At 52.3% G+C, this 12,899-nt stretch carries 9 protein-coding genes; 5 read left to right on the top strand and 4 right to left on the bottom strand.

Annotated elements, in window-relative coordinates:
* Nucleotides 1-42 precede the first annotated feature (42 nt).
* Together CWE14_RS14075 and CWE14_RS14070 are read right to left on the bottom strand one after the other, a co-directional pair.
* Nucleotides 43-477, bottom strand: a complete 435-nt coding sequence (locus CWE14_RS14075) for a hypothetical protein (protein ID WP_126799967.1) — start codon at nt 475-477, stop codon at nt 43-45.
* Between the two features lie 99 nt (nt 478-576).
* Nucleotides 577-2,718, bottom strand: a complete 2,142-nt coding sequence (locus CWE14_RS14070; protein ID WP_126799966.1) for a TonB-dependent siderophore receptor — start codon at nt 2,716-2,718, stop codon at nt 577-579.
* Nucleotides 2,719-2,839: 121 nt separating this feature from the next.
* On the opposite strand from CWE14_RS14070, the gene CWE14_RS14065 reads away from it, so the two are divergent.
* The 4 genes from CWE14_RS14065 (at nt 2,840) to CWE14_RS14050 (ending at nt 8,533) form a co-directional block, all read left to right on the top strand.
* Entirely contained in the window at nt 2,840-3,997 is a 1,158-nt protein-coding gene (locus CWE14_RS14065) for a PepSY-associated TM helix domain-containing protein (protein ID WP_126799965.1), read from the top strand.
* A complete protein-coding gene (locus CWE14_RS14060) occupies nt 3,997-4,467 on the top strand; it encodes a hypothetical protein (RefSeq protein WP_126799964.1) in 471 nt (156 codons plus the stop codon). Before CWE14_RS14065 ends, CWE14_RS14060 begins: the two co-directional genes overlap by 1 nt.
* Nucleotides 4,468-4,536: 69 nt before the next feature.
* Nucleotides 4,537-6,714, top strand: a complete 2,178-nt coding sequence (locus CWE14_RS14055; protein ID WP_126799963.1) for a TonB-dependent siderophore receptor — start codon at nt 4,537-4,539, stop codon at nt 6,712-6,714.
* A 127-nt stretch (nt 6,715-6,841) separates the two neighbouring features.
* Complete coding sequence (locus CWE14_RS14050; RefSeq protein ID WP_126799962.1) at nt 6,842-8,533, top strand: alkaline phosphatase D family protein; 1,692 nt, start codon at nt 6,842-6,844, stop codon at nt 8,531-8,533.
* Nucleotides 8,534-8,600: 67 nt separating this feature from the next.
* Here CWE14_RS14050 and CWE14_RS14045 read toward each other — a convergent pair whose 3' ends face one another.
* The gene (locus CWE14_RS14045; RefSeq protein ID WP_126799961.1) at nt 8,601-10,955 is read right to left on the bottom strand and encodes a TonB-dependent receptor; all 2,355 of its coding nucleotides are present in this window, start codon (nt 10,953-10,955) and stop codon (nt 8,601-8,603) included.
* Nucleotides 10,956-11,178: 223 nt separating this feature from the next.
* Between CWE14_RS14045 and CWE14_RS14040 the strand changes: the two genes are divergently transcribed.
* Nucleotides 11,179-12,411 carry a glycerophosphodiester phosphodiesterase family protein gene (locus tag CWE14_RS14040; RefSeq protein ID WP_126799960.1) on the top strand — a complete coding sequence of 411 codons (1,233 nt, stop codon included), beginning with the start codon at nt 11,179-11,181 and terminating at the stop codon, nt 12,409-12,411.
* A gap of 39 nt (nt 12,412-12,450) precedes the next feature.
* Here the strand turns inward: CWE14_RS14040 and CWE14_RS14035 are convergent, their stop codons facing one another.
* A complete protein-coding gene (locus CWE14_RS14035) occupies nt 12,451-12,882 on the bottom strand; it encodes a hypothetical protein (protein ID WP_126799959.1) in 432 nt (143 codons plus the stop codon).
* Nucleotides 12,883-12,899 lie beyond the last annotated feature (17 nt).

Genomic DNA, 12,899 nt, shown 5'->3' with positions numbered 1-12,899 from the left:
TGTTTTCCAGCGAGGGATTGCATGGCATTCGTGAGCAAGGCTCTACGACCCGTAAGCCTGTTTCTCAACTCTGAAAAACACCCCGTCCCAGAGTATATACGCTGCATCGCTACCCGCCTTGATCATTTTTGAACCTGCAGCAACCCAGTTGTCAGGGCAGCCAACTTCAACAATTTCAACCTGCTCACCGGCTATTCCAAGTGCCTGCAAGGTGGCTCTGTAGGATGCGTAAAATTCACCCTCGGTCAGTGATGAAGTGGTAAAGGTCGGGCTGTCACAGCGCTCGTCACGAAAGGCGACCTTGGCTGCGGTATAGGTTAGTTCTGAGCCAAACCAGGTTTCGGCCTGCTCCATTCCCATCGCGCTCATGCCCGGAAATTCAGCGCCCGACACCTCCCAGGTACCGAGATACCAGTCATTGTCCGCTGCAGCGCAAGACAAGGTAAATAAGCAAAGCAGTAAACTAATATATCGCATTCAGGGCCTCGTGTAGGGTTGATAGCAGACGGTCGATGATGGAATAAAAAAGGCAGTGCCAGCACTGACACTGCCTTTTTAGCATGAACCTGTCGCTGCTTACCAGGCGTACTTCACGCTCAGCTGCACATTACGCGGCGCGCCAAAGAAGCCCTGGTTGAAGAAGTCGATACTGGAATAGTATTTTTTATCAAACAGGTTATTCAGGTTCAGGTTGAGATCCCAGTTCTGGCTTAACTGGTAGCTGGCCATTGCGTTCACCACGGTGTAGCTGCCCTGGTTAAAGGTTTCTCCATTCGGCCCCACCCCAGGGTTCGAAACCTCACTTTGCCAGTTCGCATTGACGCCGAAGCGGAACGCATCGTTCCACGCATACAGAACGCTCGCTTTGATCATATTTTCAGGCAAATAAGGTGCATAGGCTACACCATTGGCATCTTCCGATTCAGTATGGGTATAACTAAAGAAAATATTCAGCGAATCAGTTGGTTTACCGGTCAGTTCAATCTCATAGCCGTCGCTTTCAGCCCCAGCTATTCCAATGTGTGGGAAATCCACGCCACCGGGCAGTAACTCAGTATTATCCGGGTCCGGCACCGCCAGGTTGTCTTCTTTTACTTTGAACACGGCGAAACTTGCGGTTAACGCTTCATTGAAAAAGTCACCTTTTAAGCCCGCTTCAATATTTGACCCCTCGACCGGACCGACAAGGCGGTTATTGACATCTTTTGCCGCCTGCGGCTGAAATATCTCGGTGTAGCTAACGTACCCGGACAGTGTGTCAGTCAGGTCATAGACCACACCAGCATACGGCGTGTTGACGCTACTGTGCTTATAAATACCAGTGGTGCCATCGATATCATATTCACTTAAACGATTCCCCAGTATGACCGTCACGTCATCGTGCACATTCAGTTGCGCGGCAGCGTAGACACCGGTCTGTGTCTCAGTGCCGTAATTTACTGCCGGTGTCTGGCCAAATACAGGGCGCTCAATGCCAGTTCCCCACTCAAACAGATTACCAACTTCAATCGTGCTCTGCGCATAGAACGAATCCGCCGTGATCTCCTGTTCTGAACGCAGTGCACCCGCCGTTAACTGGTGCTGGCGGCCAAGAAATTCAAACGGACCCGACGCCAGTGCTCTGAATGACGTCTGTTCGCGGTCAGACTGGTATATCATTGACGAAGCACCCAGCCCCAACCCGGTTTCACGGTCCGGGAAACCAAACAGGTAAACCAGATCCGCATCCATCTCATCCTGACGGTGTTCAACGTCTAGTTGCACGTCCCAGCCATTGTCGAAGGCATGCTCTAACTGAACAAACCCATTGATGCTTTCACGGTCCCATTTGCTCCATTCAGAAGCAGTGGTCGTACTAACGGGCAAATCATCGGCCTGGCTGCCGTCCGCATAGAACAGCGGTAACGCGCCCCACATACTCCCTTGCGGATTGCGCTGACTGTAGTCAGCACCCAGGGTCAACCGTGTGCGTGCAGATAAGTCAGCGGTTACTACGCCGTATAACTGAAGGTTCTCTTTTTCCGCCAGGTCAGTGAAGTTCTCGCCTTCTTCATACGCCATGGCAACGCGGCCTTTGACATCACCGCTGGCCGCAAGAGTCTGCGAATGATCCAGTTCCAGCCGGCGGTTGTTCCAGGAGCCGAACTGAGCATTGGCGTAGCCACCATCCTCGACTTTTGGTCGTTTACGGATCAGGTTAATAGCAGCAGAAGGTTCACCGGCACCAGTCAGTAAGCCCGTCGCCCCCCGCACGACTTCAACACGTTCAAACATGACCGAATCATTCACCGCTTCACTGAAGAAGCTGTCATAACTGATGGGAACACCGTCGAACTGGAAATTGGTAATATCACGTCCGCGAGCACGGAAGAAAAAACGGTCCGTTTCAGCCTGTTGAGCGTGAATACCCGGCGCAAACTGCATCACATCAGCGACTGAGTTTAAGGAGAAACTATCAATAAAAGTGCGGTCGATAATCGAAATTGATTGGGGTGTCTGACGCAGGGTGAGCGGCAAACCGGTAGCGGTGGTCGCCTGGTCAAGCGAACTGCCAGTAACTTCAATTCGTTCGAAAATTTTCTCCCGCGTTTCACCCTGTGATTCAGTCTGTGGTTCAGACTGTTGCCCCGCGTCCTGTTCGACCTGTGCCAGCGTGGCTGACGTAAACAGTGCTGAGCTTATCGCCAGCGCTAAAACACCTTTATTGAAAACCTGCATACCTTTCCCCTGCCCTTCTTCGCTAACCAAAATCACAAATGAGAATTATTCTCAGCACATTCTATTTGATAATGGTTCCCGTTTTCAATATCATTCCCGAAAGTTTTCTTGGGGACTCAACATGACACAGCGACAATGGTTTAAATTACACGGGTGGTGCTCGCTGCCCATCTGGATGCTGTTCTGCTTCATCTGTATTACCGGCACCATCGCCGTCTTCAGCCACGAACTAACCTGGCTGTTCAACGAAAATGCCCGCGCTGTTAATCCAGATGGGCTTGCAGCTATGCCCGTTTCAGAGCTTGTTGGCATCGTCCAGAGCCAGTTTCCAAACGCGCATATCACCACGGTGATGACGTTTGAACCCTACCTTATCAATGCAGTGATGTTTTCCAGCGACGAGATCCCGGTCGGCATTGCCTATGTCAACCAATACACAGGGGTGGTGCAGGAAGTAAACCAGGGCATTACCTTTATCAACTTCATGCGTTCGCTGCATAGCTGGCTGTTGTTCCCGTGGCAAAACGGCTACAGCATTGGCTACTATCTGGTGTCTGCGATGTCCTTTGTGATGATAGGAGCCCTGATTACTGGCCTGGTCATTTACAAGAAGTTCTGGCGTGCTTACACCCAGCCCAAAATACGCGTCAGCAAAGGCAAAAAGTCATTACTTACGGATCTCCATAAACATGGTGGCGCCTGGTCTATTTGGTTTTTGATTCTGATGAGCGTAACCGGCCTCTGGTACTTTACCCAGCAAGTGTTCTGGCATGCCGATATCGACATCGAAGGCCATCCGCCGCTGGTTGAGACCACCGACATTCCGCTTGGCGAACAGGCTCAGCCGCCGGTGTCCTTTGCTCAGGCACTGCAGATCGCTGAGCAGCGTTTTCCCGACATTCGCCCTAGTTTTATCATGATGCCCGAGCACAACCGCGACATGTTTAAAATCATGGGGGGCGGCGATTTTATATTCTTTGATCAGTATTCCTACCGCCTCGATATTAACCCCTGGAACGGCGAAATCGCCCGGGCTGTGTCGCCGGATAGCATGGGTACACTGCAAACCATTCAGCATATTGTCGACCCCCTGCACTACGGCACTATTGGTGGTCTCTGGACCAAAGTCATCTGGTTCATCTTTGGCCTGATCCTGTCTGCCATGTCCATCACTGGCTTTTTACTCTGGGGCTCACGCACCGTGAAAGCGTCCAAAGCGCGACGCACGCAAACTCAGGACCAGTTGCACCACCCGTTACCACAAGAGGAAGCCCGCTAATGGCACGTCGCAAAAACACATTCTGGAACCGTAATAAATTTAAATTCAGTGGCCTGATTCTGCTCCTGCCTATTTATTTCCTGTACCAGTCGCTGCAACCGCCTGAGTTTCCGCCGGTGTGGGATGAGAAAACCATAGGCCCTTTTAAAGTCGCGATACAGCCACTGAATAATGAGCCTCCGTACGCTCACCATGACGACTGGGTGAAAGACTTTTCCGCCTACGTTAACGAAGGGGAAGTCCGCGATATTCGCCAGGGGTACGTTAACATCGGCACCAGCGCTATTCCGTTGCAGGAGCTTGAGCAAGACGACGTTGGAATTCTTCATGGCAGTGAACTATTGCAGCATGTGCACGCTATCGCACCGAAAACTTTCAGCGCAGAACAGCGAGTTTGGGTCACTTTACAAACCTGGGATGGCGATGTGTATCAGGGAAACTGGGAGCTTCCGGCGGATTGGTTAAAATAAAGCTTTAAATACGAATCGTTATCATTTACGATCCCCTCAAATTAAAACAGCACAGTGCTGAGGGGACCGATGAACTTTCAAAAAACCTTACTCGCGGCTGGTATTCTAGCCGCTTTATACAGCTCCGGCTCTTACGCCCAGGCTGATACTCAGAACCACCAGCCAGCTCAGGACGAGCAAACCCAGGCCGACGAGGACGACATTGAAGTCATTACCGTCAGCGCCCGCGGCTTAATTTCCTATGTCAGCGCCACAGGAGCCAAGTCAGATACGCCGATTACGGAAACCCCCATGTCGGTGTCGGTGCTGACTGAAGCCCGGATTGAAGACTTAGGCGCCGTTACCGTGCAGGACGCTATCGGCTATGTAGCTGGCCTCTATAATGGACCCTATGGAGTAGACACCCGCGGCGACTGGGCGCAGATCCGCGGCGTTGCACCGGTGCAGTATCTGGACGGCTTAAAGTCACTGTTCGGTTACTACAACAACGTGCGGGTGAACCCGTACTCATTGGGTCAAATCGAAATCCTCAAAGGACCAAGTTCGGTGCTGTACGGGCAAGGTTCAACCGGCGGCATTATCAACCTGGTCAGCAAGCGGCCAAAGGCTGAAACTGAGGGCCAGTTCTGGGCTCAGGCTGGTAACTATTCACGTACTCAGGTCGCTGGCGACATTACCGGGGCACTGAATGATGACGCCTCGTTACTTGGCCGTTTTGTTGGCTTGTACCGCGACAGCGATACTCAGACTGACTATGTCCCCGACAACAGTCTTTTACTGAACCCGTCACTAACCTGGCATGCCAGCGACGACACTCAGATTACCCTGATTGGTAATATTCAGCGCAATGAATCAGGCTCCAGCACCCAGTTTTTCCCCTGGCAAGGTACCCTGCTGCCGAATGAATTTGGCCCGATAGACAGTTCAACCTTTGTCTCAGAGCCAGGCTTCGATGCCTATGACACCGAGCAAAACTCGTTAACGGCGATTATCGACCACCGTATCAACCTCGACTGGCGTGTCCGTTTGGCGAGCCGCTACAGCGATAGCAATTCAGATTATCGCACCATGTACGGTTGGCCACCTGTGTTTCAGGACGACAACCGCACCGTATCCAGAGTTTCCTATCTTGCGCTTGCAGAGTCACAGGCATGGACCACTGATTTTCAATTGCATGGATCGCTGTATACCGGACCAGTCGAGCATGAGTTAGTGTTTGGTGTGGATTTCCAGGACGCGTACACCGACAATGACTACGCCTATGGTGCCAATAACCCGCTTGATCTCTACAACCCGGTCTATGGCGAGGCCACAGGCCTGCCCACCGAGGCTGATATTGTCGATTATCCGGGTAGCACCCTGTATCAGTTGGGCCTCTATGCGCAAAATAATATGCGTATTAACGACAAATGGCTGGTTTCCGCGGCGATGCGTCGCGATCGGGCCACAACCAATCCGGAAGGTGGAACGGCTACCGACCAGTACGCCACCACCGGTCGACTTGGCTTCATGTACCTGATGGATGGCGGCGTGTCGCCCTACTTAAGTTACAGCGAGTCCTTTTCACCGGTGTTGGGCACCAATGCATTTGGCAACCCCTTTGTCCCCAGCGAAGGGCAACAATGGGAAGCCGGAGTCAAGTTCCAGCCCCAGGGCACAGAACACCTGCTAACCGCATCAATCTATCAGATCACCGAACAAAACCGCACCACTCAACTCAGCGCTGAACAGGCTGCCGACCCGACGGTTGTCAACCCCAACGGCCAGGTTCAGACCGGTGAAGTTGAAATTGAAGGTATCGAGCTTGAAGCCCAGTTGGCCTGGGATTCATTAGATGTTTACGCCAGTTACGCCTACACCGATGCAGTGGTAAGTAAAAGTAACAACCCGACGGAGCAAGGCGCTACCCTGGTTGCAACACCGGATCAGCAAGCCTCAATTTGGGCGACCTACCGGCCACAGCACTGGAACGGTTTCAAAATCGGTGGCGGCGCGCGCTATGTCGGCAATACTATGGACGGCAGTGCGTATCTGGAACAGGATGGCACCGTGGTAAATGACCCGTTAGAAACCCCCGGCTATACGTTGTTTGATTTTATGATTGGTTACGAATGGGCTAACTACAGCCTTAGTCTGGACATCGACAACCTGACCGATAAAACCGTACTCAGTTCGTGTCTGGCTCGCGGCGACTGTTTCTACGGTCAACAACGCACCGTGATGGCAAACTTCCGCTATAGCTTTTAGCCCTCCATGTCTGAGGTGAGCCCCCGTGCTCACCTCAGTTCATCACATTTCGCCCCCTACTCATCCAAGCGCCTAAAACTGTCATAGTCCTGTTCTAGCCTGTCCAAAACACAATAAGGAGCAGGTTATGAGCATTTCAAGACGTCATTTTTTAAAATTATCCGGCGCATTGTCGCTAGCACTCTCGACACCTATTCTGGTCTCCAGAGCCAGGGCCGATAGCGCGTCCGTGAACGTCCCCGTCACCGACGTCGATTTTGATTGCGGCATTGCCAGCGGCGATCCGGGCTGCGACCGGGTGATGCTATGGACGCGGGCAACACCCAAAGCGGAAACCTCCAGCGTAACAATTGAATGGGACATTGCGACCGATCAGGATTTCCGCCAGATTGTCCGTAGCGGCAAAGCGACAACCTTCCCCCACCGTGACTACACAGTAAAAATTGACGTTCAAGAATTAGCTGAGAACCAGGTCTATTTCTATCGGTTTAAAGGGCAAAACGGTTACTCGGCAAGCGGTAAAACCCGCACCCTGGCGAAGCGCGGTATCGACCACTTAAAGCTCGCCGTCTTTTCCTGTTCCAATTACCCGGCCGGGTATTTTCATGCCTACCGCGAAGCAGTTAAAAACGACGACATCGATCTTACCCTGCATCTTGGCGATTACATTTATGAGTACGGCAGCGGTGGCTACGCCACAGAACAGGCGGCGGAACTGGGTCGGTCGCTGGCTGCAGACAATAACGGCGAACTCTTTACCTTGCAGGACTATCGCAAGCGCTATCAACTCTACCGTCAAGACCAGGACCTGCAATTAATGCACGCTGCCGCTCCCTGTATAGCGGTATGGGACGACCATGAAATCAGCAATGACACCTGGATTGCAGGGGCCGAAAATCACGATGCCAGTGAAGGTGACTTCTTCGCCCGGCGAGCAGCGGCTATCCAGGCCTATTATGAATGGATGCCGATCCGTCCACCTGAAGGTGAACAGTCATTACGCATATATCGCAGCTTCGACTTTGGCCAACTGTTTAGTCTGCATATGCTTGATACGCGGATTATTAAGCGAACCCAGCAACTTGAATACCGCAATTTCATGGATGCTGAAAACGGTCACTTTGACGCCTCAGGCTTTCAAACCCGAATGGCCGAATACCGGGCCTTGCTCGGCCACCAACAACGCGACTGGTTACGCCAGCAAATTGAAGCCTCACCGGCCCACTGGCAAATTATCGGTCAGCAAGTACTAATGAGCCGAATGCAGCTCCCCGCCGAGATGATGGCCAACCAGGATCTCACCCGGGTGCCGCAGTTACTAGCTGATTTGGTGCCGCTCAAGCAGCGTGCCCTGGCAGGCGAAAGCCTGAGCGATGAAGAACGCAGACGCATCTCGCAGGTGATGCCCTACAATCTCGATGCTTGGGACGGCTATGCAGTCGAGCGGGAAATGGTTTATCGCGACTGGAGTGCTACGGGCAAGCCTGTGGTTGTGCTGGCTGGCGACACCCACAACGCCTGGCACAATGTACTGCGTAACCAGCAAGGTGAGCAGGTTGCTGTTGAGTTTGCCACCTCGAGTGTTTCCTCACCCGGTATGGAGTATTATCTCAAGCTTGATCAGCAAAATGCGTCGCAAACCGCAGCGGCGATGCAGACCCTGATCGATGACTTACAGTACTGCAACCTTCATCAGCGGGGCTTTATGACCCTGAATATCCGCCCTGATACCATTGACGTAGAATGGGTCTTCATCGATAGCGTACACCAGCGTGACTACAGTGTTGCAGGTCGCCATGCACTGACTCATCGTAGCTAAGGCAGCGCTGACTAAACAAAAAAAGGGATTGCCTCAGGCAACCCCTTTTTTATTGCTCTCTGAACTTTTAAAAGCCAAATTGCTTATGAAACTCAATGCCTATCATACGCGGAGAGCCTGCAATAAAGGTTGGATTGCCAAATGAACCGCCGGTGTTGCCGGCATCAACCAGATACGACTTATCGAACAGATTGTTGGCATAGAGTTTTACCGACCAACGCTGTTCCGGGTGTTCAATACCAATCCGCAAGTTAGTCAGCTGGACGGCGCCCTCTGCGATATCCAGGCCCATCACTGGCTCATTATCCGGATCAAAATAGATATCAGAACGGAAGCTGTATACCAAAGAGCTGGTCAGGTTGAGCGTGGAGGTCAACGGACGCTGATGGAACAAACCTGAACTGAATGTCCATTCCGGCTGCATGCGGAACCGGTTGCCCGCCAAATCACCGTTACTGCTGTTACGGTCAATGCGCGCATCTATGTAAGCCATATTGCTAAACACCTGAGTGTGGTCACTCAGGCGATAACGTAGATCAGCTTCAAAGCCGACATTGCGCGCCGCACCAGCGTTATCAGTGTAGAAATTTCCGGCATCATCCTGCAAAGTGACCTGAAAATCTGAGTAATCCTGATAAAACACGGACGCGGTATAGTTCATCGCCCGGTCAAATAGAAACCCCTTCACCCCAGCTTCATAGTTCCAGATAATTTCCGCCGCTACTTCGGTTACATCCGGCACCACCGTGCCCTGTTCCGACTGCGCAGAACTAACACTGAGCACCTCGGCACGGCGGCCTTTACCGATAGTGGCATACAGGTTCATTTGCGGGTTAATCCGGTACAAGGCGTTAAAGCGCGGGAGCCAGTCATTGTAAGAAGCACTGGCAGTAAAGCGCTCACCGTCGGTGCTCGCGATTGGCAGCAAGGGTATGCCGGCCAGAACAGAGGCCGGTAACGCAGAGCTGTAACCGCTTTCCTTTGATTCATCGACGTAACGCAGGCCAGCAGTCAGCTCCAGCGTCTCAGACACATCGTAGGCGATATCAAAGAACGCCGAGTAGCTACTGTTGTCGCCAAAGTTCGTGTATTCAGCCTGATACGGCAGTACCTCGGCAGCGCCCCCGGTTAACAGCGGCGTCAGCAGGTTGACCGAGCCATCTTCATTTACGCACGGTAAACCTGAACCGAGCATTCCCATGCAATTGAGGAAAATTGATTCTTCTGTGCTGAACGGCACGCGCTGTGACCCATCTTCGCTGAAGTAATTTACCCCGAATAACATGGTGCTGCGGTCACCCATTTGGGTAAAACGAAACTCCTGACTGAACTGGTCGCCCTCAGCGTCTTCTGCAAATTCAAGGAACCAGGCCTGGGTACCATCAGCATCGAACACCTCCAGCGAATCGAAAGAGCGCAAGCCACTGATCGAGGTAAAGGTTAAGCTGTCATTCAGCTCCCAGTTCACTGTCAGGTTAAGGTCGTCCAAGGTTCGATCCAGGCCCAGCTTTTCCCGCCCAAGAACCTCTGCCGACAGCGGACTACCTGACATTTCGACGAACGAATACGGGCTGGTGTCACCACCGGTTGGAGCAAACAGCCCGTTTTTAAATGAGGTCCCCGTATCTTCGTTGCGCTCATAGGTGTACACCAGGTCCACAGTCACATCGTCTGTTGGCAACCAGCGCAACGAGGGTCGCACCCCGAGACGTTGAATACCGTTCATATCATCCTGGCGAATACCATTGGGATTCTGCGAAGCTTCACTACCTGCAATGTTGTTAATATAGCCGTCACGCTCACGGTAACTCAACGCCAGCCGCCCCTGCAGCCTGGAGTTGCCCCCGGTTACGAAACCTTCCGTCGAACGGGCGTTGTAGTTACCAGTGGAGGCACGCAGGCTGGCGGCAAACTCTTGCTGCGGCTTATTGGTTGAAACAGCCAGTGCGCCCACCGCTGCTGCCGTACCGAACAGAGTCGACTGCGGTCCACGAACCACTTCAACCCGTTCAATATCGAACAGCTCGAAATAAGACCCCCGTGATCGGGAGATATCGACCCCATTATAGAAAATAGAAACCCGTGGCGCAGCCTGCGCGCTACCGCTATCTGAGGTAATACCGCGGATGACAAAACCCGGGTTATTCGGACTTTGCTCCTGAATAACCAAGCCCGGTGTAATATCAGACAACACATCCAGTTCGACAATCCCAAGTTCCTCCAGCAGCTCCCCCGAGTAGGCGCTGATAGTTGCGGGTACATCCTGTATCGCCTGAGTCCTGCGCTGGGTTGTTACCATAATGCGCTCTATTTCTTCCGTCGCTTCGGGCTCGGTTTGAGCCTGGGTAGTCGGTGCATAGAGCAGTGCCGCAATGCACGCACTGAGCGTGGTATAAGCAAAGGGTAGTGATTTAACTATCATTATTATAAGTCCATATTATGTGAAAGTTATGAGAGAGCTATGTGAGTAATACGGACCTAATTTAGGACTAATTAGCGGCAGTTTTATGATAGAAAAATGAATCTAAAGTTACGCAACTTTCACGAAAATGTAGCAAACACCGAATAAATGTCATTAAAGTTAAAAGAACATAGGCTAAGCTGGTTTTAGTCCTGTGCTGACACCGACCCTGAGGATCTTTCTGATGCTAACCACTCGCACGCTGCTCTTACTGCTACTGATTTTTTTATCGTTACCAGCCATGGCTGCGAATGAGTCAGATAGCATCAACATTCAGGTTGGAGAACGTCCGCTGTATTTAACTGACCGCCTGCCTCAGGGCCCTTTAAAGACCAAGCTGCAGGCGTGCGACCTCAACACCATTGCAGCGCAACCGTTTTCTATTGCCCATCGTGGTGCGTCCCTGTTCTATCCCGAACATAGCGAGGCCGCGTATCTGGCAGCGATTCGTCAGGGCGCCGGCGTGGTCGAATGCGACGTAACCTTTACCCAAGATAAAAAGCTCGTGTGCCGCCATTCCCAGTGTGACCTCCACCACACCACCGATATTCTGGCGCGTCCAGAGTTGGCTAGTCGTTGCCGGGTCCCCTTCACCCCATTTGACCCACAAACTGGCGAGGCCGCGCAAGCTCAGTGCTGCACATCCGAATTCACGCTGGCTGAAATTGAATCCTTATGTGCTGTGATGGAAGGCTTTGACGACACCGCGACCACAGCACAAGACTATCTCCGTGGCGGTCCAGCATGGCGCACCCAGCTCCATGGGCAGTGTGAAAAACCAATGTCCCATGCATCCAGCATAGCGCTGATAGACGAATATGGTCGTGCCATGACACCTGAGCTGAAAGCTGCTGAAGTAGCAATGCCCTTTAACGATTTTAGTCGTGCAGATTTCGCCGATGCAGTCGTCGAGGCCTATATAGAAGCAGATATAGAACCACAGCGCGTCTTCCTGCAGTCATTTCATCTCGAGGACATTGAGCACTGGTTAGCCAATTGGCCGCAGTTTGCAGAGCAGGCAATTTGGCTCGACGGTCGCCATACCCTGCCCGACTTTGACCCCCAGCAACCGCAGAGCTGGCAGATTTCAATGCAGGAGTTGTATGACAAAGGAGTGCGGTATCTGGGCCCACCGCTATGGATGCTGGTGACGAGCGAGGACGGGAACATTGTTCCGTCGCTGTATGCCCAGCACGCCAAGGCCGCCGGGCTGAAATTAATTGCATGGACAGTGGAACGTTCCGGGACGCTGTATGACGGTGGTGGCTGGTACTACCAAAGCATCAGCGAGATCACAGAGGACCCATCGATGGTGCTGCAGTTACTGGACGTACTGAAGCACGATGTCGGCGTCGAAGGCGTCTTTTCCGACTGGCCTGCGACCACCACCTACTTCGCGCATTGCACAGCAGAGTAGAGGCTGCGGGGCCACTGTTGGTTGAGCAAAGCGGGTCTGTTACCAGTCTGATTTTAGTTTATGGAGTTTACAGATATAAATAGCCAGCAAGATATCGAAAATATCGATATCGAAGCCAGGCGTAAAAAATTCGCTGCCAAGCTTTATAGCCAGGTACAGGTAAGCGAAAATAAGGCCGGTCAGCCGCCCTAGCGTGCGTCCGCGAACCACAGCGTACGCACTAATAGACTGAGCAATCCAGAAGGATGTTATCAGCAACGGCTCGAGCGCCAGCGCGGTTCCTTTATAAGACCAGCCGAATACAACCACAACGGTCAGGTCATCATAATAAATTGCATTCGCGTATAAACCCAAAGCAAAAAGTCCAGAGAGCATCATCCACCAGGCCGGCACCTTAATCCATAAAGACAGCAATTCCATGCGCCGTTTTCGTTCCTCGAGTACCTCGTCAACCACAAAAACCCCTGTCATACAGTTTTACACTCCAT

This window comes from Aliidiomarina soli, from assembly GCF_003986975.1.
Lineage (GTDB): Bacteria > Pseudomonadota > Gammaproteobacteria > Enterobacterales > Alteromonadaceae > Aliidiomarina > Aliidiomarina soli.
This window is presented reverse-complemented; position numbering and strand designations above follow the sequence as displayed.

Coding starts and splice junctions, on each gene's coding strand:
- CWE14_RS14040 (WP_126799960.1), top strand. CDS start 11,179: ATGCTAACCACTCGCACGCTGCTCTTACTGCTACTGATTTTTTTATCG.
- CWE14_RS14075 (WP_126799967.1), bottom strand. CDS start 477: ATGCGATATATTAGTTTACTGCTTTGCTTATTTACCTTGTCTTGCGCT.
- CWE14_RS14035 (WP_126799959.1), bottom strand. CDS start 12,882: ATGACAGGGGTTTTTGTGGTTGACGAGGTACTCGAGGAACGAAAACGG.
- CWE14_RS14065 (WP_126799965.1), top strand. CDS start 2,840: ATGACACAGCGACAATGGTTTAAATTACACGGGTGGTGCTCGCTGCCC.
- CWE14_RS14055 (WP_126799963.1), top strand. CDS start 4,537: ATGAACTTTCAAAAAACCTTACTCGCGGCTGGTATTCTAGCCGCTTTA.
- CWE14_RS14070 (WP_126799966.1), bottom strand. CDS start 2,718: ATGCAGGTTTTCAATAAAGGTGTTTTAGCGCTGGCGATAAGCTCAGCA.
- CWE14_RS14045 (WP_126799961.1), bottom strand. CDS start 10,955: ATGATAGTTAAATCACTACCCTTTGCTTATACCACGCTCAGTGCGTGC.
- CWE14_RS14050 (WP_126799962.1), top strand. CDS start 6,842: ATGAGCATTTCAAGACGTCATTTTTTAAAATTATCCGGCGCATTGTCG.
- CWE14_RS14060 (WP_126799964.1), top strand. CDS start 3,997: ATGGCACGTCGCAAAAACACATTCTGGAACCGTAATAAATTTAAATTC.